This is a genomic window from Curtobacterium sp. MCPF17_050 (assembly GCF_003224435.2).
Lineage (GTDB): Bacteria > Actinomycetota > Actinomycetes > Actinomycetales > Microbacteriaceae > Curtobacterium.
In genome coordinates this window covers 235,786-259,710 of sequence record NZ_CP126250.1, presented here as the reverse complement: position 1 = coordinate 259,710, position 23,925 = coordinate 235,786, and the positions used below count along the sequence as shown (strand labels likewise).

At 69.0% G+C, this 23,925-nt stretch carries 19 protein-coding genes and 2 pseudogenes; 4 read left to right on the top strand and 17 right to left on the bottom strand.

Annotated features, from left to right (window positions below):
* Window positions 1-87: 87 nt before the first annotated feature.
* The 5 genes from DEJ34_RS01265 to DEJ34_RS01245 all read right to left on the bottom strand — a co-directional run bounded on the left by DEJ34_RS01265 (window position 88) and on the right by DEJ34_RS01245 (window position 5,216).
* Window positions 88-1,113, bottom strand: a complete 1,026-nt coding sequence (locus DEJ34_RS01265; RefSeq protein WP_110910673.1) for an NAD-dependent epimerase/dehydratase family protein — start codon at window positions 1,111-1,113, stop codon at window positions 88-90.
* Window positions 1,110-2,315, bottom strand: coding sequence for a zinc-dependent alcohol dehydrogenase (locus tag DEJ34_RS01260; protein ID WP_110901920.1), 1,206 nt, complete (start codon window positions 2,313-2,315; stop codon window positions 1,110-1,112). Before DEJ34_RS01260 ends, DEJ34_RS01265 begins: the two co-directional genes overlap by 4 nt.
* Before the next feature lie 120 nt (window positions 2,316-2,435).
* Window positions 2,436-3,278, bottom strand: a complete 843-nt coding sequence (locus DEJ34_RS01255) for a cytochrome c oxidase assembly protein (RefSeq protein WP_146236866.1) — start codon at window positions 3,276-3,278, stop codon at window positions 2,436-2,438.
* A 91-nt stretch (window positions 3,279-3,369) separates the two neighbouring features.
* The gene (locus DEJ34_RS01250; RefSeq protein WP_110891146.1) at window positions 3,370-3,993 is read right to left on the bottom strand and encodes a DNA alkylation repair protein; all 624 of its coding nucleotides are present in this window, start codon (window positions 3,991-3,993) and stop codon (window positions 3,370-3,372) included.
* A gap of 65 nt (window positions 3,994-4,058) precedes the next feature.
* Window positions 4,059-5,216 carry a peptidoglycan DD-metalloendopeptidase family protein gene (locus tag DEJ34_RS01245; RefSeq protein WP_110910675.1) on the bottom strand — a complete coding sequence of 386 codons (1,158 nt, stop codon included), beginning with the start codon at window positions 5,214-5,216 and terminating at the stop codon, window positions 4,059-4,061.
* A gap of 194 nt (window positions 5,217-5,410) precedes the next feature.
* On the opposite strand from DEJ34_RS01245, the gene DEJ34_RS01240 reads away from it, so the two are divergent.
* A complete protein-coding gene (locus tag DEJ34_RS01240; RefSeq protein WP_110910676.1) occupies window positions 5,411-7,291 on the top strand; it encodes a gamma-glutamyltransferase in 1,881 nt (626 codons plus the stop codon).
* 529 nt (window positions 7,292-7,820) lie between these two features.
* Here DEJ34_RS01240 and DEJ34_RS01235 read toward each other — a convergent pair.
* The 4 genes from DEJ34_RS01235 to DEJ34_RS01220 all read right to left on the bottom strand — a co-directional run bounded on the left by DEJ34_RS01235 (window position 7,821) and on the right by DEJ34_RS01220 (window position 14,707).
* Entirely contained in the window at window positions 7,821-10,358 is a 2,538-nt protein-coding gene (locus DEJ34_RS01235) for a beta strand repeat-containing protein (RefSeq protein WP_284180695.1), read from the bottom strand.
* Between the two features lie 89 nt (window positions 10,359-10,447).
* The gene (locus DEJ34_RS01230; protein WP_146236867.1) at window positions 10,448-11,338 is read right to left on the bottom strand and encodes a hypothetical protein; all 891 of its coding nucleotides are present in this window, start codon (window positions 11,336-11,338) and stop codon (window positions 10,448-10,450) included.
* 834 nt (window positions 11,339-12,172) lie between these two features.
* A complete protein-coding gene (locus DEJ34_RS01225) occupies window positions 12,173-13,318 on the bottom strand; it encodes a GAF domain-containing SpoIIE family protein phosphatase (protein WP_146236868.1) in 1,146 nt (381 codons plus the stop codon).
* A 390-nt stretch (window positions 13,319-13,708) separates the two neighbouring features.
* Window positions 13,709-14,707, bottom strand: coding sequence for a PDDEXK nuclease domain-containing protein (locus DEJ34_RS01220; RefSeq protein ID WP_258368180.1), 999 nt, complete (start codon window positions 14,705-14,707; stop codon window positions 13,709-13,711).
* Window positions 14,708-14,863: 156 nt separating this feature from the next.
* On the opposite strand from DEJ34_RS01220, the gene DEJ34_RS01215 reads away from it, so the two are divergent.
* Window positions 14,864-15,208 carry a histone-like nucleoid-structuring protein Lsr2 gene (locus DEJ34_RS01215; protein ID WP_110910681.1) on the top strand — a complete coding sequence of 115 codons (345 nt, stop codon included), beginning with the start codon at window positions 14,864-14,866 and terminating at the stop codon, window positions 15,206-15,208.
* Between the two features lie 218 nt (window positions 15,209-15,426).
* Here DEJ34_RS01215 and DEJ34_RS01210 read toward each other — a convergent pair whose 3' ends face one another.
* From DEJ34_RS01210 to DEJ34_RS01200, 3 genes are all read right to left on the bottom strand, one after another.
* Entirely contained in the window at window positions 15,427-16,482 is a 1,056-nt protein-coding gene (locus DEJ34_RS01210) for a hypothetical protein (protein ID WP_146236869.1), read from the bottom strand.
* Window positions 16,483-17,263: 781 nt separating this feature from the next.
* Window positions 17,264-18,001, bottom strand: coding sequence for a DeoR/GlpR family DNA-binding transcription regulator (locus DEJ34_RS01205; RefSeq protein WP_181422178.1), 738 nt, complete (start codon window positions 17,999-18,001; stop codon window positions 17,264-17,266).
* Complete coding sequence (locus DEJ34_RS01200) at window positions 17,988-18,905, bottom strand: ribokinase (protein WP_146236871.1); 918 nt, start codon at window positions 18,903-18,905, stop codon at window positions 17,988-17,990. Before DEJ34_RS01200 ends, DEJ34_RS01205 begins: the two co-directional genes overlap by 14 nt.
* A 187-nt stretch (window positions 18,906-19,092) precedes the next feature.
* On the opposite strand from DEJ34_RS01200, the gene DEJ34_RS01195 reads away from it, so the two are divergent.
* Together DEJ34_RS01195 and DEJ34_RS01190 are read left to right on the top strand one after the other, a co-directional pair.
* On the top strand, window positions 19,093-20,052 hold the full coding sequence (locus DEJ34_RS01195; protein WP_181422179.1) for a sugar phosphate isomerase/epimerase family protein: 960 nt from the start codon (window positions 19,093-19,095) through the stop codon (window positions 20,050-20,052).
* Between the two features lie 109 nt (window positions 20,053-20,161).
* Window positions 20,162-21,439, top strand: a complete 1,278-nt coding sequence (locus DEJ34_RS01190) for an MFS transporter (RefSeq protein WP_220032788.1) — start codon at window positions 20,162-20,164, stop codon at window positions 21,437-21,439.
* 136 nt (window positions 21,440-21,575) lie between these two features.
* Here the strand turns inward: DEJ34_RS01190 and DEJ34_RS01185 are convergent.
* From DEJ34_RS01185 to DEJ34_RS15715, 5 genes and pseudogenes are all read right to left on the bottom strand, one after another.
* Window positions 21,576-21,925 (bottom strand): annotated as a pseudogene (locus tag DEJ34_RS01185) (transposase); the annotation flags it as partial.
* Window positions 21,912-22,832, bottom strand: coding sequence for a hypothetical protein (locus DEJ34_RS01180; RefSeq protein WP_146236872.1), 921 nt, complete (start codon window positions 22,830-22,832; stop codon window positions 21,912-21,914). The gene DEJ34_RS01180 and the pseudogene DEJ34_RS01185, both read right to left, overlap by 14 nt.
* Window positions 22,832-23,245: a DUF4913 domain-containing protein gene (locus DEJ34_RS01175; protein WP_110910686.1), complete on the bottom strand. Its 414-nt coding sequence runs from the start codon at window positions 23,243-23,245 to the stop codon at window positions 22,832-22,834. Before DEJ34_RS01175 ends, DEJ34_RS01180 begins: the two co-directional genes overlap by 1 nt.
* On the bottom strand, window positions 23,242-23,436 hold the full coding sequence (locus tag DEJ34_RS15665; RefSeq protein ID WP_349775008.1) for a hypothetical protein: 195 nt from the start codon (window positions 23,434-23,436) through the stop codon (window positions 23,242-23,244). Before DEJ34_RS15665 ends, DEJ34_RS01175 begins: the two co-directional genes overlap by 4 nt.
* A 6-nt stretch (window positions 23,437-23,442) precedes the next feature.
* Window positions 23,443-23,840: pseudogene (locus tag DEJ34_RS15715) on the bottom strand (TraG/TraD/VirD4 family protein); the annotation flags it as partial.
* Between the last annotated feature and the right edge of the window lie 85 nt (window positions 23,841-23,925).

The window sequence follows — 23,925 nt, the reverse complement described above, 5'->3', positions numbered from 1 at the left end:
ACCGTGACGCCCGTGTGTCCGTGCGAGTCGGAATCCGTGCCGGTCCGGATCGGTGCCGCTCGGTCTCGGTCCGCTCTCCGGCGGACCTCAGCCGCGCAGCGGCGGCGTCTCCGGCACGCCGTGACCGTCCGCGAACCCCGCCACCAGGTCACGCATGGCGTCCTCGGCACTGTGCCGGGCCTCCCAACCGAGCACCTCGCGCGCACGGTCCGTCCGCATGATCGGCACGCCGGCCGCGATGTCCACCCAGCCCGCGTCGGTCGGCTGCAGGCGCAGCCGCCAGGTCAGTGTCACGAACGCGCGCACGAGCCGCAGGGGCACGCGGACCGCGCCGAGCATCCCGAGCACCCGGGCCATCCGCGGCGGGGTGAGCACGGGCGCGGCGGCGACGTTGAACGCGCCGCCGGCCGTCCGGTCGATCGCGCGCCAGAAGGCGTCGGCGAGGTCGTCGGCGTGCACGGCCTGGAACACGAAGGGGTACGGCAGGGGCAGCACGGCGAACCGCAGCAACCGGACGGCGCGCATCGGCACGAGGTGGCCGAGGAACAGCCCGCGGATCTCGGCCGCGGCGTCCCGCTGGAAGACGAGCCCCGGGCGCATCCGGGTGACGACCACGTCCGGGTGCTCGCGCTCGAACACGTCCATCGCGCGCTCGTTCTCGGCCTTGTGGACGGAGTACGTGGCGGTCGGGATGCCGTCGGCGGGCCAGCTCTCGTCCACCGGGGTGTGCTTGCCGGCCACGTCCACACCGCGGTACGCGCCGACGGACGAGGCGACGACGACCTGCGGCACGCCGGCCGCGGCGACGGCGGCGAGCACGTTCGCGGTCCCGGTGACGTCGGTGCGGTGCTGCGCCGGGATGTCGTGCGTCGGCTGCAGCGCCCAGGCGAGGTGCACCACGGCGTCCGCGCCGCGGAAGACGGCGGCCAGCCGGTCCACGGCGTCGACCGCGCCGACGTCGACCGTGTGCCAGAGCGCGGCGTCGTAGGGCTCGGCCCGCAGGTCGGGCAGTCGCCGGGCGACCCCGACCAGGTCCGCGCCGGCGTCCCGGAACCGTCGGAGCAGCGCGCTCCCGACGTTCCCGGTCGCGCCGACGATGACGACCCTGGTCATGCCGCGGCCGAGGAACCCGCGGGCAGCGCCGGGTCGAGGACGACCTTGATGCAGCCGTCCTCCTTCTTCTGGAAGACCTCGTACATGTGCGGGGCGTCCTCGAGCGAGACCTTGTGCGTCGTCAGGTCGAGCGTGCCGAGCGGGTCGGAGGGGTCCTCGACGAGCGGCATGAGGTCGTCGACCCAGCGGCGGACGTTGCACTGGCCTTCGCGGATGGTGATCTGCTTGTCGAACAGCGTCATCATCGGCATCGGGTCGGCCATGCCGCCGTAGACACCCGAGAGCGAGACGGTGCCGCCGCGGCGGACCAGGTCGATCGCGGTGTGCACGGCGTCGAGGCGGTCGACACCCGCGGTCTCGATGGCCTTCTGCGCGAGCTTGTCGGGCAGCAGGCCGGCGGCGCGCTGGGCGAACCCGGCGGCGGGGTTGCCGTGCGCCTCCATGCCGACGCCGTCGACGACGGCGTCCGGGCCGCGGCCGTCGGTCAGGTCAACGAGCTCGGCGACGAGGTCCTTCGACAGGTCGAACGTCTCGATGCCGTACTTCGCGGCGAGGTCACGACGCACCTGCTCCGGCTCGACGGCGAGCACGCGGTAGCCCAGGTGCTTGCCGATGCGGGCGGCGAACTGGCCGACCGGACCGAGACCGAGCACCGCGAGCGTGCCGCCCTCGGGGACGTCCGCGTACTGCACGGCCTGCCAGGCGGTCGGGATGATGTCGCTCATGAACAGCCACTGCTCGTCCGCGCCGGTGTGCGGCACCTTGATGGGGCCGTAGTCGGCGTGCGGCACGCGGAGGTACTCGGCCTGGCCGCCGGGGACCTGGCCGTACATCTTCGTGTAGCCGAACAGGGACGCACCGCTGCCGTACTCGGTCACCTGCGTGGTCTCGCACTGCGACTGGAGCCCGCGCGCACACATGTAGCAGTGGCCGCAGGAGATGTTGAAGGGGATGACGACGCGGTCGCCGACCTTGAGGTTCGTGACGGCGGAACCGACCTCCTCGACGATGCCCATCGGCTCGTGGCCCAGGACGTCGCCCTTGTCGATGTACGGGCCGAGGACGCGGTACAGGTGCAGGTCGGAGCCGCAGATCGCCGTGGAGGTGATCCGGACGATCGCGTCGGTCGGCTCCTGGATGGTCGGGTCGGGAACGGTCTCGACGGACACCTTCTCGGTGCCCTGCCAGGTCAGTGCGCGCATGTGTGCGCTCCTCTCGTCGCGGCGGGGCCGGACGGGAGGCCCGGCACGCTCCGTCCATCGGTACGCCTCCGCCGCGTGGCGCCTCCCAGCGTGGGTCGGTCAGCGCACCGGACGGGCGGGTCAGACCTGCTGACCGGAGCGGACCTGGTCCGTCGACGGCACGGGTCCTGCCGGCCGTGTCCTGCGCGCCGTCAGGACGTCCTGCTCCTCACGGGCGGCACGCTCGTCGCGGCGACGCTCGGTGGCCACGACCGCGCCGAGCACGAGGGCGTACAGCACCGCGCCTGCGGCGAGCGCGGCAGCGGCCGAGGGCACCTGGTCGGCGGCGATGCCGGGGACCCCGTCGACGGCCATCAGGACCGCCTCGGCTCCGAGGACGGCGGTCGACAGGGCGAGCACGGCGATGCGGAGCCAGCGCGGGCTCCGGCGGATGCCCGCGGACACCCCGACCACCGCGGCGGTGAGGAGCAGCCCGACGAGCAGGAACCCGATCATCACGACGGAGTGCAGCCCCGGGTCGCGGGTGGACTCGGCTGCGTTGGGCCCGGTGTACAGCAGCCACGACGCACCGACGGCGAGGACCGCGGCGACGACCGGGAACGCGAGCGCCTTGGTCAGCGGGTTGCCCGCGAGTCGTCCGAGTCGCTGCAGCGGCACCGGTTCGAGCGTCCGGCGGGCGAGCGTCACGGGGGACCCGAGCACGAGCAGCACGGGCGCGACCATGCCGATGACGACGTGGCCGAGGACGTGCGTGGTGAGGTCGTGGTTCCCGGCGTGCCCGAGTGGTCCGACGAGCACCGCGGCCACGGCCACGAGCCCGGCGATCCAGGCGACCGTCCGGGGGATCGGCCACGCCGGCTGGCCGCGACGCCGCTGTCCGGCCGCGCCGACGACGTACACGGCGCCGGCCAGGGTGAGGGCGATGAGGGTGAAGGTCCCGAGCATGCCGCCGTGAGAGTGCACCAGAGGGCTCCTGTCGTCGTCGGTCCATCCTGTCGGAGACCGGTGCACCGTGTTCGGCGCGGTGCGCTCCTGCGACGGGTACCGGGCCGGTTCAGGCGCGGAGTCGGTCCCGGTCGGCAGCGGGGAGGTGCTCGGTCGCGGTCTCGAGCGCCGCGCGGCTCAGGGCGCGCCCGTGCCGGTCGAGGAACGCCACCAGGGCCTCCTCGGACGCCCGCTTGCCGGTCTCGCGGAGCACCCACCCCAGGGCGGACTGCACCACCTCGCCGCGCTCCCGGACGAGTCGCCCGGCCAGCCCGAGCGGGACCTCCGCGTCGCCCTGCTTCACGAACGCCAGGGTGGCCACGACCGCGGCCCGCCGGACGAGCGCCACGTCCGACTTCGCGAGCGCGTACAGCGGCCCGGTGGACCCGCCGAGCAACGGGACGCCGACGAGCTCCTCGGCGGCCAGGTCGACGAGCACGGGGTCGTCGATGCGTTCCGCCCGGAGCGCCGACAGGAACTCGTCGGTCAGGTCCGCGTCGGGGTGCTGCCGTGCGGCCTGGACGAGCATGACGACCGCGACGGTCCGCCCACCCGGGTCGTCGCTCCACAGCAGTGCCGACCGCTCCCCCGGGTCCAGGTCGGCGAAGCGCCGTGCGATCCGGCGCGCGGCGGCGACGTCACCCGGGGTGCGCGCGAACGCGGCGAGGACGTCCTCGGCGGTGGGATGTGGCATCCCCTCCACCCTACGACCGGGACCCGGCGGGACCGACTCGGCAGGATCGGCCCGACGGGACCGGGTCAGCGGAAGTGCAGCACCGTCAGCGGGTCCTTGAGCGTGCCGTTCACCCGGGTCTCGACGTGCACGTGCGGGCCCGTCGACTGCCCGGTGTTGCCCGACTTCGCGATCTCCTTGCCGACCGAGACCACCTGCCCCTGCGTGACCTCGATCTCGCTGAGGTGCGCCGTCAGCACGGTCGTCAGCCCGTAGGTGACGACGACGTAGTTGCCGTAGCTGGCGTGGTTGCGGACCACCGAGGTGACCGTGCCCCGCCCGGACGAGTACACCGGCGTGCCGACCGGCACGACCGCGTCGGTGCCCTGGTGGTAGCGCGGGACGTGGCCGGCACCGCGGTCGTCGCCGTAGCGGCCGGAGATGCGCGTCGTCTTCACCGGCCAGAGCAGGCCCGTCACCGGACGCGACGACCAGATGCGGGTGTCCGCGGAGCCGTAGAGGACGACGTTCGAGTCGACCTGTACGAGCAACTGCGCCGGGCCCTTCCCGGAGGTCCGCGTCGACCAGAGTGCACGACGGCCGCCCGCCGAGTAGACGACGAGGTTGCCGTCGGGCTGCAGCGCCGCGTAGGCGCCCGGGTTGCCGAAGGTCTGCGAGGACCAGACCGCCGTGCCGCTGACGTACTGCACGAGGTTGCCGTCGGCCTGCATCGCGAGCGTGCGGGGCGAGGCGGCGCTCGCACGGAGGGTCGTGCCGGCCGCGAGGGTCCCGCCCGAGGTGATGCGGTTCTGGAAGGTCGCGATGCGCCAGAACATCCCGTTGCCGACCTTCCGCATGCGCAGTTCACCGTCCGCCCGGACGCCGAAGTCCTTGGCGGCACCGCCACCCGATCCCCACTGCGCCACGACCCGACCGTTCCGGACCATCGTCAGGTACCCGTCCTTCTGGACGACGACGGTGGCCCCCGGCTGGTTGGCCGTGTTGGAGGCCCAGAGCACCACGTTGCCGATGCCGTACTCGACGAGGTTGCCGTCACCCTGCAGGACGAGCCGGAACTGCCCGTTCGTGGAGTTGACGGAGTCGCCGGGCTGCAGTGTGGTCCCGGCCTTGACGGCGCTCGTGTAGGTGGCGGCCTGCGCCGGCGCCGCCACCGCGACGAGTCCCGCGGCCGCGATCGCGACGGCGGTGACGGCCGCGGCGAAGCGTGCTCGTGCCCTGATCATGCGTGGTGTCCCTGCTCGTGGTGCGACCACCGCGGGCGCCGAGCGCCGGCGCGGTGCGTGTCCTGATGTGGCACGTCCCTGTACGCGCCGACGGTCAAGGTTCGCAGCCGGAACCGGTTGCGGGTATCCCCAGGACCGGGGGCGTGCGCGACAGCTGTCGGTGTGCTCGCCCGCCCCGGGACAGGATGGGACGCATGTTCCCCCAGCCGAACCCCGCCTTCGTCCGACCGTCGGCCGACCGGACGCGACCCGACCTGCAGGGCACGTTCGGCATGACGGCGTCGACGCACTGGATCGCCACGGCCACCGCCCAGTCCGTCCTGGAGCGCGGCGGGAACGCGTTCGACGCCGCCGTCGCCGGGGCCTTCGTCCTGCACGTGGTCGAGCCGCACCTGAACGGCCCGGGCGGTGACCTGACCGCCGTGTTCGCCACGGCGGCCGATCCCGCGCCCGTGGTCCTCGTCGGCCAGGGACCCGCCCCGGCAGCGGCCACCCCCGAGCACTTCCGCGCCGAGGGACTCGACCTCGTGCCGGGCGCCGGCGCGCTCGCCGCGGCCGTCCCCGGCGCGGTGGACGCCTGGCTCCTGCTGCTGCGGGACCACGGCACGTGGGAACTCGCCGACGTGCTGGCCCCGGCGATCGGGTACGCCCGCGACGGCCACCCGGTCAGCGCGGGCGTGGTCCGGACGATCGGCGCGGTCGCCGACCTGTTCCGCGTCCACTGGCCGACCTCCGCCGAGCGGTGGCTGCCGGGAGGCGCGCCTCCCGTCACCGGGGACGTCGTGCGCAACGAGCCGCTCGCCGCGGTGTTCGACCGCCTCGTCGACGCGGGGGACGAGGCAGACGGTGGACGGGCCTCCCGGATCGACGCCGCCCGTCGGGAGTGGGCCGAGGGGTTCGTCGCGACCACGATCGACGCGTTCGTCCGGCAGCCGCACCGGCACTCGTCCGGCACCGACCACGCCGGCGTCATCCGCGCCGGTGACCTCGCCGCGTTCCGGGCGACCACCGAGCCGGCGACGACGGCGACGTTCCGCGGCCACACGATCGCGAAGACCGGTCCGTGGGGGCAGGGTCCGGCGCTCCTGCAGACCCTGCGGATGCTCGAGCCCCTCGACGACGAGCGCCTGGACCCGTCCACCGAGCTCGGCGCCCACACGATCGTGGAGGCGCTGAAGCTCGCGATGGCGGACCGCGACGCGTACTACGGCGACGGCACGGTCCCGCTCGACGTCCTGCTCGCCGACGCCGCTGTGGCCGAGCGTCGGGCGCTCATCGGGGACACCGCATCGGACGCGTTCCGTCCCGGCTCCGTGCCGGGCGTCGAGCCGGTCCTGCCGCCGCTCCGCACCTCGTACGACGTGACCGGCGCGGCCGGGGTCGGCGAGCCCACCGTGCCCGGCGCCCGGCGCGGCCCGGTGGACGAGCGTGCCGAGGTACCGGTGGAGGACCGCGGCGAACCGTTCGTCGCGCCCGACGGCGACACCCGCGGGGACACGTGCCACATCGACGTCGTCGACCGCTGGGGCAACATCGTCAGCGCGACGCCCTCCGGCGGCTGGCTGCAGTCGTCGCCGACCATCCCGGAGCTCGGGTTCTGCCTCGGCACGCGGCTGCAGATGACGTGGCTCGAGGAGGGCACCGCGTCCACCCTGCGCCCCGGCGAGCGCCCCCGCACGACGCTCACGCCGACGCTCGTCCTCCGCGACGGTGTCCCCGTCGCCGCCCTCGGCTCGCCCGGTGGCGACCAGCAGGACCAGTGGCAGCTGCTGTTCCTGTTGCGCTGCATCGTCGGTGGGTACACGCCGCAGCAGGCGATCGACGCCCCGGCCCTGCACACGACGTCGTTCCCCGGGTCGTTTTGGCCGCGGACGTGGGAGCCGGCGGGCCTGGTGGTCGAGGACCGGCTCGGTGACGACGTGGTCGCCGGCCTGGAGGCGCGCGGGCACGTGGTCACGCGCGCCGGCGACTGGAGCCTGGGTCGGCTGTGCTGCGTCACCCGGGACCCGTCGACCGGGGTCCTCGGTGCTGCGGCGAACCCCCGCGGGGCGCAGGGGTACGCGGCGGGGCGCTGAGTTCGAGGCTGGGCCGGACCTCGAGGCCGTGTCCAGTCCGTGTGAGCGGCGGGGCCAGGGGCGCCCTGACCCGGCGACTGCAGTCGACCGTCCCACCGACGTCAGATCAGTCTCGTCATCTGCAACCAGGGCGGCAACAGTGGTGCGATTCGCATCTCCCCGTCGTCGGTGGACCGGGGCTCCGGCCGCTGGTCGTACTCGCCGGGGGCCGTGAACACATCTCCGCTTTCGGTGGCAGCCGCGGGAAAGAGAGGAAAGTAGTCGGACGAGGTAGAAAGCGAGCTTGCCTTCATCAGCCTCAACTGCTCTGACATAACATCCATTATCGGCGCATCTCCGGCTCATCGGAGGAGCAGCACTCAACTGATTGAGCCGGTGCCGTCACCCTTTGAGGCCAGCGCAAGTTTCTTGCTGCCCCCAAAGGCGCCTCAAACTTCTCGAGGCCGGTGGTCGCGCTGACCTGTTCGGGCAGGCGGGTGCGGAGCACCGGTCTCCCGGTGCTCCGCGCCCTGTTCTCTATGGTTGCCCTTCAGTGACGGCGTCGCAGGGTCAGTGTCCCGAGTCCGGCGAGCAGCAGCAGGACCGCTGCCAGTGCCGGGGACGCCGGGTTGCCCGCGCCCGTGTAGGCGAGGGTGCCGGCGGTGTTCGCCGTCGCCTCTGCCCCGGTCGCTGCAGCTGCTGCCGGAGCGGAGGACACGAGGGTCGGGGTCGACCGGACTACGTCTGCCGTAACGACCGGGGCTGTGTCGGTGTCGACGAGCGGCGTGGTGCCGGTGTTCGGGATGGTTTCGACGACCGGGGTCGTACCGGCGTCGGGGGTGTTGCCCGTGTCACCGGGAGTGGTCCCGGTGTTCGGCGTCGAGCCCGGGATGGTGCCCGGCGTGGTGCCGGGGTCGGTACCCGGGGTGGTGCCGGGCGTGGTGCCGGGGTCGGTACCCGGGGTGGTGCCGGGCGTGGTGCCGGGGTCGGTACCCGGGGTGGTGCCGGGGTCGGTACCCGGCGTGGTTCCGGGGTCGGTACCCGGCGTGGTTCCGGGGTCGGTACCCGGCGTGGTTCCGGGCGTGGTGCCGGTGGCCGGGGTCGTGGTGCCGTCTCCGATGATGCCGATGCCGTTGTTACCGACCGTGATCGGGATGTTCACGACGGGGATGATCTGCGTCCCGGAGCCGACACCGCCATCACCCGAGGTGGTGCCACCAGCGGCCGGGGCGGTGCCGGTCGTGGGGGTGGTACCGGTGGCGGTGCCACCGGTGCTGGTGCCGTCACCGATGACTCCGATGCCGTTGCCACCGACCGTCACCGGGATCGAGACGACCGGGGTGACTTGGGTGCCGGAGCCGATGCCGTCCTCGCCGGAGGTGGTGCCACCGGCCGCCGGAGCGGTGCCCGTACCGGTGGTGGGGGTCGTGCCGGTGGTGGTGCCGCCGGTGCTGGTGCCGCCTCCGACGATGCCGATCCCGTTGCCACCGATCGTGACTGGGATCGAGGCCACCGGGGTGACCTGGGTGCCGGAGGCAATGCCGTCTTCGCCCGAGGTCGTGCCACCGGCCGTCGGGGCGGTGCCGGTGGTGGGGGCCGTGCCGGTCGTGGTGCCGCCGGTGCTGGTGCCGTCTCCGACGATGCCGATGCCATTGCCACCGACGGTGACCGGGACGTTCACCACGGGCGACACCTGGGTGCCGGAGCCGATGCCGTCCTCACCGGACGTGGTACCACCGGCAGCCGGCGTCGTACCCGTGCCGGCGGCCGGGGTCGAACCCGTCGTGCCGCCCCCGGTGGTCGTGCCGTCACCGATGACACCGATCCCGTTGCCACCGACCGTCACCGGGACGGAGACCACCGGTGACACTTGGGTGCCGGAACCGATGCCGTCCTCACCCGAGGTCGTGCCACCGGCAGCCGGGGTCGTACCCGTGTCGGCCGTCGGGGTCGAACCGGTCGTGTCGCCCCCGGTGGTCGTGCCGTCACCGATGACACCGATCCCGTTGCCACCGACCGTCACCGGGACGGAGACCACCGGTGACACTTGGGTGCCGGAACCGATGCCGTCCTCACCGGAGGTGGTGCCACCGGCAGCTGGCGTCGTACCCGTGCCGGTCGTACCGCCCGTCGGGGTCGAGCCCGTGGCCGAGCTCGATCCGTCGCCGAGGACACCGATCCCGTTGCCCGTCACCGTGATCGGGACCGAGACGGTCCCGAGCAACTGCGTGCCGGAGATGATCCCGTCCGACCCGGAGGTCGAGCCGCTCGTCGTGCCACCGGTCGGAGCTGCCGGGGCCGCGGAGGTCCCGGTGGCCGATCCGTCTCCGAGCACGCCGATCCCGTTGCCCGAGACCGTGACGGGGACCGTGATGTCCGGCAGGACCTGGGTGCCCGAGAGCACGCCGTCCTCCCCGGAGGTCGAGCCGCTCGTGGTGTCACCGGCCGGATCTGCCGGAGCGGCCGGAGCCGACCCGGAGGTCGAACCGGTGGCGGCAGCGTCACCGAGGACCCCGACGGCGTTGCCGGTCGCCGTGACCGGCACGTCGACCGCGCCGGCGACCTGGGTGCCGGAGAGCAGCCCGTCCTCACCGGACGTGGTGGGTGCGGTTGCCGCCGGAGCAGGGGCAGGGGCGGCCGGCGCAGGAGCCGGAGCCGGAGCCGGAGCAGCGGGGGCCGGTGCGGCCACCGCGTCCCCGAGGACACCGACGGCGTTGCCGGTCACCGTGACGGGAGCGCTGACGTCGGGCACGACCTGCGTGCCGGACGCGATGCCGTCGGCCCCGCTCGTGGTGGGAGCAGGTGCCGGTGCTGCGGGTGCTGGTTCCGCGGGCGCCGGTGCCGCGGGCGCAGGTGCCGCCGGAGCCGGAGCTGCCGGTGCGGCCGCGGTGGAGACCGCGTCGCTGACGATGCCGAAGGCGTTGCGGGTGACGGAGACGGGCGCGTCGACGGTCGGCGCGATCTGGGTTCCGGAGACTGTGCCGTCCTCGCCGGTGGTCGTCGCCGCGTTCGCCGCGACGGCTCCACCGAAGGTCAGCCCGCCCACGCAGAGGGCGAACCACAGCCCTCGGGAGACGTTCTTGTTCATGGTCGTTCACTCCTGATCGAGATGGATGGTCGACCGCACACAGAGGCGGTCGGAGGCGCGTCCTGCCGTGACGGGCAGGTGCGCCGATCTCAATCGGGAGCGACGTCGTGGTCGCCGACGAGCGATGCCGGGACGGCGTCGTCGGAGACCGAGCCGCGGAGGCCCGCGGCGAGGGGGGAGGTGAGAGCCTCGGCACCGACGGTGCCGAGGATGTTCGCGCCGGCGGAGCCGCCGGAGGTGCTGTCGCCCGTGGTGCCCGCGGTGCCGCCGTCGAAGGGCGTGTGCACCGGTGCGCCACCGAGCGGGAGGACGAGCGCCGCACCGTCGACGGTGACCGTGGCGGGTGCGTCCGTGACGGTCGCGGCGGCAACAGGGCCGGTGGCGACGTGACCGAGGGCGACGGTGCGGGGGCCGGAGGTGCCGCGGGTCGACGTCACATCAGCGGTGGCCGACGCGGCAGGCGCCTCGGCGGCGGAGCCGGTGCTGCCGTCCGTTGTGCGGACAGGCCGGTCCCCCGGGTTCGTAGTCGCGACGGGCGCGGGACCCGCGGCCGGACCGGTGCCAGAGCCGGGGACCACCGGAATCGAGGGGACGTCGACGCCGGGGAGCGAGCCTCCCGGCAGGAGCGGCCCGCCGGGCAGGACCGGACCGGTCGGAAGCCCGCCGACGACTCCTGGGACTTGGTCGACGACGGTCGGCAGCTCGGCGACGACGCCGGGGATCTGCGTCACGACGCCGCCGACGGTGCCGAGCGTGTCATCGACGACACCGGTCACCGGGGCGGTGATACCACCGAGCGTGTCGTCGCCGAGGAGCGCACCGACGACCGGGAGGCTCCCGACCACCCGGTCGACGGTGTCGACCACTGCGGTGACGGGCCCGCCGTCGGCGACGGTCCCGACGGCCCCCGTCACGGGCTCGAGGACGGAGGAGGCGGTGTCGGTCACCGGGCTGAGGATCGCACCGACAGTGTCGGTCACCGGACGGGAGGCTCCGCTCGCGGCCGCCACGATGCCGTCGGTGACCGACGTGGTCGAGCGGGTGCCATTCGGGGCGTGCGTGCCGGCGGGGGTCGCGCTCGACGTCACCGGGGCGTGAGCCGCCGGTGCGGAGTGGGTCGGCGTGCTGTGCGCCGGGCTGCTCGAGGTCGGGCCGCTCTGCGACGGCGTGCTGTGGGTCGGAGCGCTCTGGGCCGGGGTCGGCGCGTGCTGTGCGGGGGCCGGGTGGCTCGGCGCGGCGGCGGCCGGCGCCGCAGGAGCGGGCGCCGCCGTCACCGGGGCGGGTGCTACGGGGGCCGCCGGGGCTGGCGCTGCGGGGGCCGCCGGGGCGACGACGGGCGCGGGAGCCGCCGGAGCGGGCGCTACCGGTGCTGGCGCGACGACGCTCCGGACCGGTGCGACGGCGCTGTCGAGCACCTGGCCGACACCGCCCGTGACACCCTGCACGGCCCCACCGACACTTGACGTGACGCCACTCGGCGAGACCCCGAGGAGCTTGCCCTCCGCCGCTGCGGCCGGGCGGGCGCCCAGGAGCAGCGAGAGCAGCACGACCGCCGCAGCGATCCCGGAACCCAGAAGGGCCCACCGGATCACTGCCCGCAGGGGTCGACGCATCGACGCGTCCATGCGCTCACCTCCTGATCTCGGCTGCGCACGTAGAGTGGTTGAGCGGCACGGTACGCCTCGTCGGCCAAGCGCGCGAGAGGTCCTCAAGAAATTGTCAGGATCGCTCGAGGACAGGCAGGAAAGCAGCATGACGCCGCTGGGTTTGACCGCGATGCCCGCGACCAGCCGCGAGATGCCTCGTTGTCCTTGTCAGCTCAACGCGTCTTGTTTTGGCGCCAAGTGCCGCGCGAGAACGAGGGTGGTGACATCGTCGTCAGGGCTGCGTTCGGTAACGAGTGCACGGACTCGAGGAAGGAAGTCGTCCGGAGCAGCCCAGTACATCTCGGCGAGTTGATCGAGCGAGGCGAGTGTCCCGTCGAACAGGTCAAGGACGCCGTCGCTGCAGACGATCAGCGCGTCGCCGGGTTGCAGGACCAGGAATCCAGAGGAGTGGCGCATCGCGCCGGGATGCAGCCCGAGTGGGAGGTCCCGTGATCGAAGCAGCCGTATCGGTTGCCCGTGCGCTGAGAGGTGCATCGCGATGCCATGACCGGCATCGCCGAAGTCCACCCAACCTGTGGCGGTGTCGAGGTGCGCATGGAACGCGGTGGCGAACGAATCCGCTCGCACAAGCGCCGGGCCGATTTCTCGGTCCGTGGCACTGATCACGTCGGCGGCGGGACGTTCCTGGTCCTGGGCGCGGAACGCCGCGCGGATGGAGGCGGCGTGCTTGGCCGCCTCCACGCCTTTGCCCATCACATCGGTGAGGGTGATCGCGGCACCATTGATCGTGGGTATCCAGTCGTAGAAGTCGCCGCTGGCACTACTGAACGGGATCACTTCGGCGCGGAGGTCGTAGCCGGGAAGCTGAAGCGGACCAGGTGCGAGAACGCTGATCTCGGTTCCCGATCCAGTGTCGCTGCCGTCATCGCCGAGGATCCGGCCCGCCCACGTCGCGAGGTCTTGCAGTAGGACGACATCACTGTCCGACAGAACCCGCGGATGCGTGTCCACAACGCACAACGACCCGACGCGGGTGCCCCGCACGCTGACGGGTGCGCCGGCGTAGAAGCGCACTCCGAGCGTCTGCACTACCGGCAGCGCCGCGAACCGGTCATCAGCGCGAGCATCCGGTACCAACGTCGGCTCGTCGTGAAGCACGGTCTCCGCACAGAAGCTCTCGCTCGCGGGTATTTCCCGCGGACCAGTCGATGTCTGCGGGGTGAGCGTGTAGACGGTGTCGTCGTCGATCAGGTTCAAGAACGCCATCGGCGCACCGAACACGTCTCGCGTCAGCCGAGCAACACGGTCAAACCGCTCAGCCGGGTCACCTCCGATGACGTCGAGTTCGTGCACGAGAGCTGCCCGAGCCGTCACCCCATCCACAGCAGCCACGGTAAGCGCGCAACGGGCGCTCGAGTCCAGGCCGGGCACCGTGGCAATGCAAGCACACTGATAGCACTCTGACAGCGAGATGCAAGCTAGCGCGTGCACCACCACGCAACTCGCCCAAGAACAGGGACCAGCGCCCGATTGCAAGCGATAGCGCCGGATTGCTTATCTGCAATCGTCGGGCTCGAGAAGCCGCTGTTCACTGATGCTGAGCGCAGTGCACGAGGGCGGGCGAAGTTCCCGCCGCTTCTTCTGACGTGACGCTCAACTAAACGGCAGCCGCCGCGCAGGCCGCGGCGCTGGCGAAGCTCCGGACAGACACGCTTGCCAAGCAGAGTCCGTCCGCGGCGTCGGTTATGTCGGCGGGGAGTCGGTGGCTGGCTGCTCGAGGGCTTGCACGAGGTCCGCTTCCGAGGGCAGCGCTGCTTGCACCGCTGGCGGGAGGAGGTCGTAGCTGGCGACGCCGATCGGCGTCTGGTTCGCGCCGAGTGAGTACCGGACGACGGCGTCGTTCTTGTTTGCGACGAGGAGCAAGCCGACGGTGTCGGCATGCTGGGAACGGCGGAGCTTGTGGTCGACGAGGGCGACGTAGAAGCCGAGTTGGCCGAGGTACTCGGGCTTGAACTTCCCGGTCTTCAACTCGATAACGACGTACCGGAGCTGCTCGACGTGGAAGAACAGAAGGTCGACGAAGAAGTCGTCCCCGTCGACATCGAAGTGCACCTGCCGGCCCACGAACGCGAACCCCTCCCCCAGCTCGCGCAGTGTGTCGATGATGCGATCGACGAGTGCCTGCTCAAGCTGCCGCTCCTTCGCATCGCCCTCGAGCGCGAGGAAGTCCAGGACGTATGGATCCTTTGTGAGCTGCTGCGCTAGGTCCGACTCCCCTGCCGGTAACGTCGCAGCGAAGTTCGACGGCGCCACTTCGAGCCGTGCGTGCGCGTCAGTACGGATGTGGTACTCGAGGACGTTCCGAGACCAGCCGTGATGCACGGCCTGTGCGGCGTACCACTCGCGGATTTTCTCCTCGTCGAGCCGGTCGAGGAGGACGGTGATGTGCCCCCAGGGAAGTTGTCCAACAAGCTGTTGGACAGCTTCCTCGTCTGGCCACGCTGCGGCGACGCGACGCATGTAGAAGAGGTTGGCGCGCGAGAATCCCTTCATCTCCGGGAACTCGGCACGGAGATCTTCTGCGAGCCGACCGATGACGTTGGTCCCCCACCCCTCCTGCTCCTGCCGCTGCAAGATCGTGGAGCCGATCCCCCAGTACAGACGCACCAGTTCAGTGTTGACGCGTCGCTGCGCAGTGAAACGCGCTTCCCTCACTTGCCGCTTGAGTTCTGCCAAGGCCATAGCGTACCCGGACGGAACTGGTGCTGTTTGAGTCATCGGTAACCATTCTGCACCAGCACTTTGTGTCACCGACAATCGGTCCTGCTTCGACCCGATCTGCTCTGGATATGTCACAGTAGAGGTGTACTTCCCCCACTACGAAAGGCAGCAGTACCCATGGCGCAGAAAGTCACCACGCAGCTCGTCGACGACCTGACCGGCGAAAACATCGAAGACGGCAAGGGTCGCACCGTGTCCTTCGGCTTCGACGGCGCCAACTACGAGATCGACCTCACCGACGACAACGCGGACCAGCTCCGCGAAGCGCTCTCCGACTACATTGCCGCCGCCCGCAAGACCAGCAACCGCTCCGGCCGTTCCTCCTCCGGCACCGCCCCGAAGCGCGGCAACTCCGAAGAGCTCGGCAAAATCCGTGAGTGGGCCGCAGCGAACGGGCACGAGGTGTCCTCTCGCGGCCGAATTAGCCAGGCTGTTCGCGACGCGTACGACGCCGCCCACTGACACCGCTTCCCTCAGGCGCACGATGGCCGGCCACCTCACGGGTGGCCGGCCATTGCTGTCCCCGCCGATAGCGGTCTCTTATGTCAGACTTGATGATAAACGCGAATGCGCCAGTAAAACCAAATCTGATCCAAGCCCCACCGCGTCGCGTCGTCGGCAGTTGAAGCGGCTGCTTTCTCCTCACCGACCCCGAACTGGTTTGGGCGATACTTGCCGATCTATCTCGTTCCGAAGGCGGCGCAGACGTTCTTCTCCGCGTGTCGCTTCAAGAGGGCGGGGAGAGTCGGGGCCCAAGCCTCATTCGGGCAAACTAGCCGCCGGTCGACATCGTCCCTGCTGACATAGATTCCTGTACGCAACCGTTCGTCCACTATCAAAATCCCTGAAGTCGTATCAACTACAAAACCTACGCGACTTTTTGAGCCAGTGGTAACAAGTTCCTTAGCCGCAAAATTCATCGGTTGAGATAACAGCTGCCCGCTGAAGATGCTGATAGTCACCACGAACACCGTCACAAGCCGCACGAACGCACCCTTCCCTCGCGCGGCGTCGATTGCGTCCTGTCGATCCTGAATTTCCTGCGTAATCGTACGTTCAGACCTTGCTCTGAATGGCCTCGGCACAGTAAGGGGGAAAAGCGGATTTGCTTCTACCGCAATACCTCGCCGATGCAACTCCCAACGCCCCTCGAACCAAAGGGCCCGAAGTACTTCGTCGGCAGGAGGACTCTTGTCGACCAAATAAGCCCTACTTGAAAGTAGGCGAACGCGGAGTTGTACTTTTTCGCTTCGCCAGTAGACATAAGCCGAGCCGAGAAGGATGACAAATAGTGGCCACGACAGTGCGCTGAGGCCGATGAGAATCAAGGTAAAAAGGGCCAAGCCGAAAAAGTAATGCGCTCGTGCAGTGTGGCCGGGTTCACCGTATAGCTGAGCAAGCGCGTTCACTGAAGCGATAAGTAGGAACGCCATGAGGTTGAGAAGTATCACCATGGCGATTGACCCGATAGGAAGATGTGTGACAACCGCTATAGCAAGATTGGTATTTCCTTGAGTGCGGGCGAATATGTTCAAGATGAAGCCGAGTATGCCAATTAATGGCAGGATCGCAAAGCTGCTTCCACCGCCCACGTTCTCGATTATGGCGGTCTGACGTTGTACTGTTTTCAATTGATCGATGGCGGCTGGCGCATAGCCTCGTTTCGGGAATAAGAAGCGAAATGTCCGGCGGGTGATCGCTAGAGCGCGAGACTGGCGGATCCGAGGGCGAGGCACAGCGGCAGCCTACCGGGAACGAGGAATATTCAAGCTCGGAGATGTGGCGCTGAGGTATACCCCAGCGCATCAGTCGCGGACGGGCTCGAAGCTGTAGTTCTAGGGCTGGTTCCGGTGGGTGTGCAACAGATTTGGTCTCGGGTCTAGACGTGTTGCTACATCACGATCAGCCCGACATCGTGCTGGGAACGCTTGAGCTTGGCGCCGGTGCCGACGTCTTCGTGGTCGCACGTCGCGGGTACAGGTAGACCACTGGAATCGCCGAGGCGCTCCGCCGAGATCTGCCCCGCTACTACGCGGGTTTCTTGAGCGCGTCAGACTTCCGAAGCGCTTGTTTGTAGCCGCTTCCAGCGCCGAGCGCGTCGCGGCGCATGCGCACGACGATGGACTTGCCGCCGGCCGGGATGAGCGGCTAGATCTGCACATGCTCGGTCAGCGCCTGCTCGTGGGCAGCAAGCCATACGACTGCTCCGAGACGATTCCGGTATCCGATGACCGTGTGCCGAACTGAGGGCATGACCAACGCCGCCGCAACGGCCGCCAGGACAAGAGCTGCGATCGCGAACGCAACTACCTCAGTCCACCCAGAGCCTCAAAGCGACGCCGCAGATCCAGCTCGGAGGCGGGCCAGCATGGTGGCGAGGATCGTGACCGTCCCGGCCTGGAGCGTGAGGGCAAGCGTCGTCTCCTGATCGGCAGCGCGAGAGCGGAGCTCGGCGCTGCGTTGGTCCCGCTCGTGGTCAGCCAAGTGCAGGCGTCTGACGTGCGGAGACCTTCCGCGTCAGGTGGCGATGACTGCAGCGCCTGCTGCGGACAGTACGTCTCCCTGTTTGTCGGTGATGACGGTGCAATCGGCGAGGGGGAACGCGTGGCAGAGCGAGATGTGGTCGAACTTGCTGCTGTCCGCGAGGACGTACGTGTGCCGGCTGTGTGCGTGCACGACTCGCTTCTTCGTCGCTTCACGGATGTCGAAGGTGGTGACACCGGCGTCCGCGTCGATGCCTGTCACGCCGATGAAGGCCTTGTCGAAGTAGAGGTCGTTGAGTTCGCGGTCTGTGATCGGGCCGGCAACGGAACCGATGTCGGGCAGGAGGTCGCCGCCGAGGACGGTCACCGTCACGGTCGGCGTGATGGGGAGTGCGAGTGCGTGTGTGTTCGACGTGATGACGTGCACGGTGATGCCGTGCAGTGCACGCATGACCTCTGTCGCTGTCGTCCCTGAGTCGAGGTAGATCGTGTCCCCGTCGCTGATGAGGGCGGCGGCCGCTTCTGCGATCGAACGCTTCTCGTCGGGGTTGATCAACGACTTCGCGGCAACGGGCACTTCGGTTGCTGCGTCTTCGAGCCGGATCGCCCCTCCACGGAGGCTGACGATGCGTCCGGTTTCCTCGAGCGCTTTGATGTCGCGTCGTACTGTCGATGGTGATGCGCCGGTGGCGTCGATCAACGCATCGATGGTGACCGGTTCTCCGGATGATGCTTGGTCGAGGATGAGCTGGTGTCGCTCAAAGGACTTCACGGCTGAGCACCTCGTGGGTAGGCATGCTGGACTGTGCTCCGAGACCTTCGACGGTGATCGACGCGACACGTGATGCGTCTGCCGCCGCGGCAAAGGGGTCGGCACCGCCAACGAGCGCGTGGGCGAAGGCTCCAATGAAGGAGTCTCCAGCGCCGGTGGAGTCGACGGCGTGGGTCGGGATCGCTTCGATGAAGACGACGTCCTCGCCGGTCGCAACATAGCAGCCTCGGCTTCCGAGGGTGAGGACGACGCTGGAGCAGTAGTCGCGCAGCCGGTCGACAGCGTCGCGCATGGCCCGGTCGTCGTGGACGTCGCCGAGGTCACGGCCGATGTAGGCGGCAGCCTCGTCTTCGTTGACGACGAACCATGCGCACTGACGGCTCACGCGGGTCGGCACCGGGCGAGCCGGTGCTGCGTTGTAGATCACGGGGGTACCTGCGGCCACTGCGAGTTGCACGGCACGCTCGTTCGCCTCCGCGGGGATCTCGTTCTGGATCACCGCAGCACCAGCGCCGGCGAACAACTCCCGGTTCTCCTCGACCCACGCCGCGTCGACAGCACCGTTGGCACCCTCGAAGATCGTCGCGTAGACATCGCCTTCACCGGTAACGTGAACGATGCCGAGTCCGTTGCCGAGATCGGTCGGACGCATGTGGCACTCGACGCCCTGACTCCGCAGGTTGTCGAGGCTGATCTGCCCGAGCTGATCACCACCAGTCGAGCCGATGAACCGCACTTGCGAGCCCAGGCGAGCAGCCTGCACCGCCTGGTTTGCTCCCTTGCCGCCGAAGGCTCCACGGAGATCCGATGCGACGTATGTCTCGCCCCGGCGTGGAAGTCGGTCCTGCGTGACGATGTAGTCGTAGTTCACGCTGCCGATGACCAGAACGTGACCGCTCGCCATGGGGACCTCCACCTCGTCGTGTCGCTGGTCGAAGCCAGCTGGTTCGTGCCATCCGCTGCGCTCGGCGCCGAGGACGGCCCGTCGAGCATACGACGCCGCTGACCACTGTTGTCAACCGAACAGCGTCAACAATGACGCATAACGGAAAAAGTTGACCATGGTTGTCATCCCTGTTACGTTCGCCGCCATGAAGTTCGCTACTCGTCTCAACTCATTCGTCAGCGGCGGCGACGTGTCCGCCGCCCTCCGCCGCGTCGCCGCGACCGACGCCATCGACTACGTCGACCTCAACTACCCCGAGCACTTCGAGAACCTCCACCCTGCCGCCATGAATGCGCTGCTCGATGAACTCGGCCTGACCCTCAACGGGACCGCGACCCGGTTCCGGAAGCAGTTCGTCGCGGGCGAGTTCAGCAACCCGGACGAAACGATCCGTCGGGCTGCGATCGACCTCGCGAAGGCAGCCATCGACGCGTCTGCCACCTGCGGCAGCGACCTGCTCACCGTCTGGCTCGGCTTCGACGGCTATGACTTCACGTTCCAGAAGGACTACGCCAAGGACCTGCAGCGCATCGTCGAGGCGTTCCAGGAACTCGCCGACTACCGCCCCGACTTTCGCATCAGCATCGAGTACAAGCCCTACGAAGAGCGCGTGCACTCGATGATCAACAGCTTCGGCCAGACCCTCGACATCATCAAGCGGATCGACCGACCCAACCTCGGCGCGACGCTCGACTTCGCGCACATGCTCATGGCCGGCGACCAGCCCGGCTTCGGTGCCTCGCTCCTGCTCGAGGACGGCAAGCTGTTCGGCATCCACCTCAACGACGGCAACAACGCCCACGACGACGGCCTGATGATCGGCTCGATCCACCCGTTCGAGACGATGGAGATGATCTACTTCCTCCTCCGCTACGAGTGGGATGGCGTCATCTACTTCGACACCTTCCCGATCCGGGAGGACGCGCAGGACGAGGCGGAGACCAACCGCGCCACCGTCGAGCTGTTCTTCGAGAAGGTCAAGGCCGTCGGCGTCGACCGCATCACGGACGTGATCCGGTCGCAGGACGGCATCGCCGCGCAGCAGCTCCGGAACGAGCTCCTCGGCATCGGCGCAGCCAAGTACGCCGCCGAACTGACGCGCTGAACACCCGGGCCGACCGGTGGCGGACTTCAGCCGGTCGGCCCGTCACACGCCGAAGGCGTGCACCTGCACACACTTTCCCAATGACGTGAATTGAAAGGTCGGTTCTCACGTGAACCGTGTACTGGACCGTATCGGTCTGCCGAGCAACCTCATCTGGGGCTACATCGGCCTCGTGTTCTTCATGATCGGCGACGGGGTCGAACAAGGCTGGATCTCCCCGTGGCTCGTCTCCCGCGGAGTCGCCGTGCCCGACACCGCGCTCCTGATCACCGTGTACGGCATCACCGTCGCGATCGCAGCCTGGCTCTCCGGTGTCCTCGTGCAGACGCTCGGCCCCCGCAAGGTCATGCTCATCGCCACCGGCGCCTTCGTCGTCGGCAGCGTCGGGTTCATCGGATACGGAGTCGCCGCGCTCGACTGGCCGGTCATGCTGGTCTGTTACGCGATCCGCGGGCTGGGCTACCCGCTGTTCGCGTTCTCGTTCCTCACCTGGATCAACTACAGCGCCCCGTTGGAGCGCCGTGGCATGGCCGCCGGCTGGTTCTGGTTCATGTTCTCCCTCGGCCTCAGCGTCGTCGGACCGTTCTACTCATCCATCGTGCTCCCGATCCTCGGCCACATCGCCGTCCTCTGGACTGGCCTGGCCTTCGTCGTCATCGGCACGATCATCGGTGTGTTCGTCAACAAGGCGACGATCCCGAAATCCGAACTGCACCCGTTCAGCGCGAAGGAACTGTCGAAGGCAGTCACCCTCCTCGGCCGTCCCCGTGTCTCCGCCGGCCTGGTCGTCAAGACGATCAACGGGATCGCCCAGTACGGCCTGCCCGTGTTCATGCCGCTCTACCTCGCCACCTTCGGCTACACCACCACACAGTGGCTGCAGATGTGGTCGCTCGTCTTCACCGTTGCGATCTTCGCCAACCTGTTCTTCGGGTACGTCGGTGACAAGATCGGCTGGCGCCGCACCATCGGATGGGTCGGTGGTGTCGCCTACGCCGTCGTCCTCGTCGTCCTGTTCTTCACCCCGCAGGTCATCGGCCACAACGTCACCCTCATGACCCTCGTGCTCTGCCTCTGCGGCGTCACCATGGCCGGGTACGTCCCGCTCTCGGCACTGTTCCCGCTCCTCGCTCCCGACAACAAGGGCGCATCGATGAGCATCCTGAACCTCGGAGCCGGGCTGTCGACCTTCGTGGCTCCCGCCATCGCGGGCCTCTTCTACGAATCGCTCGGAGCCGGAGGAGTCCTCGGCATCTACGCCGGGCTCTACATCCTGAGCGCCGTCCTGACGCCGTTCCTCAAGACGCCAGACGAAGTCGCCCGCTCCAAGCGAGGATCCGACGGAGAGCTGGCGTCAGCAGAAGCCGTGCCAGTCGCGCAGCAGTAACGAATCGCCGTGATTGGTTGAACAGGGCCCGGACGCGTTGCGCTCCGGGCCCTTCGTCTTCTCACGAGCAGTCGGTGTCGTCCTCGGGAGACGAGGATCACTGCCTCCTGCGCCCTGGCCGGACAGCACATCACATCTAGGGCGTGTCTGGTAAGTGGCGTAGCCAAGCGATAACGGCGTCGAGGACGACGGCGGCGCGGTAGACGATCGCGAGTCTGTCGTACCTGGTCGAAAGCCCCGCCACTGCTTCAGGCGGCAGAAGCCGCACTCGATGACCTTGCGTTGCTTGTAGTCGACGGGGTCGTAAGTCGCAGGGCGGCCGCCTCTGGATCCGCGTCGCCGTCGGTGGCCCTGCTGGTCGCGCGATTCCGGGATGACCGATTCGATGCCACGGCTGCGCAGGTGCTGCCGGATCGCGCGGGACGAGTACGCCTTGTCCCCCCGCAGCCGATCCGGGCAGGTCCAGCCTCCATCAGACCGGGGGCGAAACAACATCGAGCGTCGGATCGCTGCCGCCGAGGTCGATATCCCGCATCAATGCGAGGAGACGACCGGCCCGCTCAGCGCCCTCCGCATACGCACGAGCACGGTGCTTCCGGGCGTGGCTGATGCCTGTCGACGCCACACCGATGGCAGCGACGATTGCGGCGAACCACCAGCGGCATCCGACGCATTTACGAGCGGACGTCCGCGTCGTCAGCCTTGAGTGGCGGAAGGTTCTTTTTCGACAGCACCCAAGCCGTCCCGACAGCACCCAAGCCGTCCGGGGCAGAGGCTTGAAACCCAACGCACGGTAAAGCTTCCGGAGTTCTTCTGAACCCGCAGCGGCGGCGACCGTGTCACCTGTCGGGACGGCAGTCGGGAGCCACGAGCGTACGAGCGGGAAGGCCTTGGACTTCGATTCGTCCCGCGTCGCAAGTCCGCTGACAAGCCAGTAGGAGCGAGGCAGTCCCTTCCTCTTGCCGGTCTCCCGTATTGGAGGACCCTCTGGGTCCCGACGTTTGTCCTGACGGCGTGCTGTGAGCGCAGACCAAACCACTGCACCGTAGATCGCGATCAGCAGCACGCTGCTGACTGCTAGCGCCGGCACACGTGAAAACGCCGCCCAAGTGATCGCTCCAACGACAAGGGGGACGATCGCCATCAGCGCGATGATGATCAGCGGTGTCAGCGCGGACCACAGCCAGCCTCGTCGACCCACGTGCACGACGACGTCGCCATCATCGTTGACGTACGCCTCTCGGGCGATGACCGCGGCGAGCTCTCCAAGCCAAGTGACGACAGCACGATTTCGTACGTCACGATGGTCGGCCGACCCTCCCCGCTTGCGGGTGAAGGCGTCACCCACCACGTCGACAAGTGTGCGGACGTCGCGAATGCCTGCCCTGCGCATCAGTCGGCAACCGTTCGTACGTCGATGAACAGCCCAGCCGGCGGTGCCGTATAGGGCAGCGGGTCACCCGGCTCCGTCGTCCCGGACGTCTTCGCGAACGGCCCCGCAGAGCTCAGCAACACGCCCATGTGATGATCGGCGTGGTCCCGCCACCACACGCTCATCCCGGTCGCTCCGTCGTTCCGGAAGTGTTCCCAGGTGCGCCAGAGCGCGTCGAGCCGGGCGACGGCCTCCGGGTGCATCCACCAGCGGGGGTCCCACCGGAAGTCGCCCTTGGGGCTGACCTCGCGGCGGTAAGTGACGATCAGGAACTCCCGCACGAACTCGTCGGCCGAGCCGTAGAACGTCTCCGGCTCCTCGAGCACCTCGTCGACGTCGTCAACGTGGCCATCCCACTCCGCGACGGCGCTCATCGGCCCTCCTCCCCCTCGAGCGGCTGCACCGTCGAGGCGTTCAGCCACGGGTTGCTCTCTGCCGGCGTCGAGGACGCCAGCGACGCCGTCGACGCCGTGCGCTCGGCACGGGCGGCGTCCTCGTAGGCGGTGATCGACGCGCGGACCTTCTCGGCGTCGGTGCCTTCGTACCAGGGGGCCGTCTTGATCATTGAGGACCGCAGACCCGATGTGAGCAGAATCGCACGTCCCCGGGGCAGTTCCGCGAGTTCGGACGGGTCGAGGATGCGGCGGCGGGTGTTCTGCACGCTCGTCGACCGGACGCCCTTGTTTATCGAGTACGAGATGGTCTCGTGGTCGTAGTCGCCGATCAGCTCCGACAGCTCGCGCAGCCACTCGGTCTCCTGACACCGCCGAGGTACACGACCTCATTGGCGGCGCTGAACAGCTTCCGCATGCCGGCGGGGGTGAACACGTCGACGCCCTGGGACCAGGACTGGAAGATCGACATGATCGGGATCCCGCGCGACCCGTAGTGCGAGTACAGGTCCGGGAGGTCCTTCCACCGGCACACGTTCGCGGCCTCGTCGAGGATGCACAGCAGCGGCGTGGCCATGCGGCCGCCGGGCTGCGTCTTCGCCAGGCGCTCGCCTACCTCGACGACGGCGACCGTCAGCGCGGTCACCAGCGGCGCGGCCGTG

Excerpts from the sequence above, each read along its gene's own strand:
- DEJ34_RS01265 (WP_110910673.1), bottom strand. The coding sequence starts at position 1,113 with ATGACCAGGGTCGTCATCGTCGGCGCGACCGGGAACGTCGGGAGCGCG.
- DEJ34_RS01260 (WP_110901920.1), bottom strand. The coding sequence starts at position 2,315 with ATGCGCGCACTGACCTGGCAGGGCACCGAGAAGGTGTCCGTCGAGACC.
- DEJ34_RS01250 (WP_110891146.1), bottom strand. The coding sequence starts at position 3,993 with ATGCCACATCCCACCGCCGAGGACGTCCTCGCCGCGTTCGCGCGCACC.
- DEJ34_RS01245 (WP_110910675.1), bottom strand. The coding sequence starts at position 5,216 with ATGATCAGGGCACGAGCACGCTTCGCCGCGGCCGTCACCGCCGTCGCG.
- DEJ34_RS01240 (WP_110910676.1), top strand. The coding sequence starts at position 5,411 with ATGTTCCCCCAGCCGAACCCCGCCTTCGTCCGACCGTCGGCCGACCGG.
- DEJ34_RS01235 (WP_284180695.1), bottom strand. The coding sequence starts at position 10,358 with ATGAACAAGAACGTCTCCCGAGGGCTGTGGTTCGCCCTCTGCGTGGGC.
- DEJ34_RS01220 (WP_258368180.1), bottom strand. The coding sequence starts at position 14,707 with ATGGCCTTGGCAGAACTCAAGCGGCAAGTGAGGGAAGCGCGTTTCACT.
- DEJ34_RS01215 (WP_110910681.1), top strand. The coding sequence starts at position 14,864 with ATGGCGCAGAAAGTCACCACGCAGCTCGTCGACGACCTGACCGGCGAA.
- DEJ34_RS01200 (WP_146236871.1), bottom strand. The coding sequence starts at position 18,905 with ATGGCGAGCGGTCACGTTCTGGTCATCGGCAGCGTGAACTACGACTAC.
- DEJ34_RS01195 (WP_181422179.1), top strand. The coding sequence starts at position 19,093 with ATGAAGTTCGCTACTCGTCTCAACTCATTCGTCAGCGGCGGCGACGTG.
- DEJ34_RS01180 (WP_146236872.1), bottom strand. The coding sequence starts at position 22,832 with ATGCGCAGGGCAGGCATTCGCGACGTCCGCACACTTGTCGACGTGGTG.
- DEJ34_RS01175 (WP_110910686.1), bottom strand. The coding sequence starts at position 23,245 with ATGAGCGCCGTCGCGGAGTGGGATGGCCACGTTGACGACGTCGACGAG.
- DEJ34_RS15665 (WP_349775008.1), bottom strand. The coding sequence starts at position 23,436 with ATGATCAAGACGGCCCCCTGGTACGAAGGCACCGACGCCGAGAAGGTC.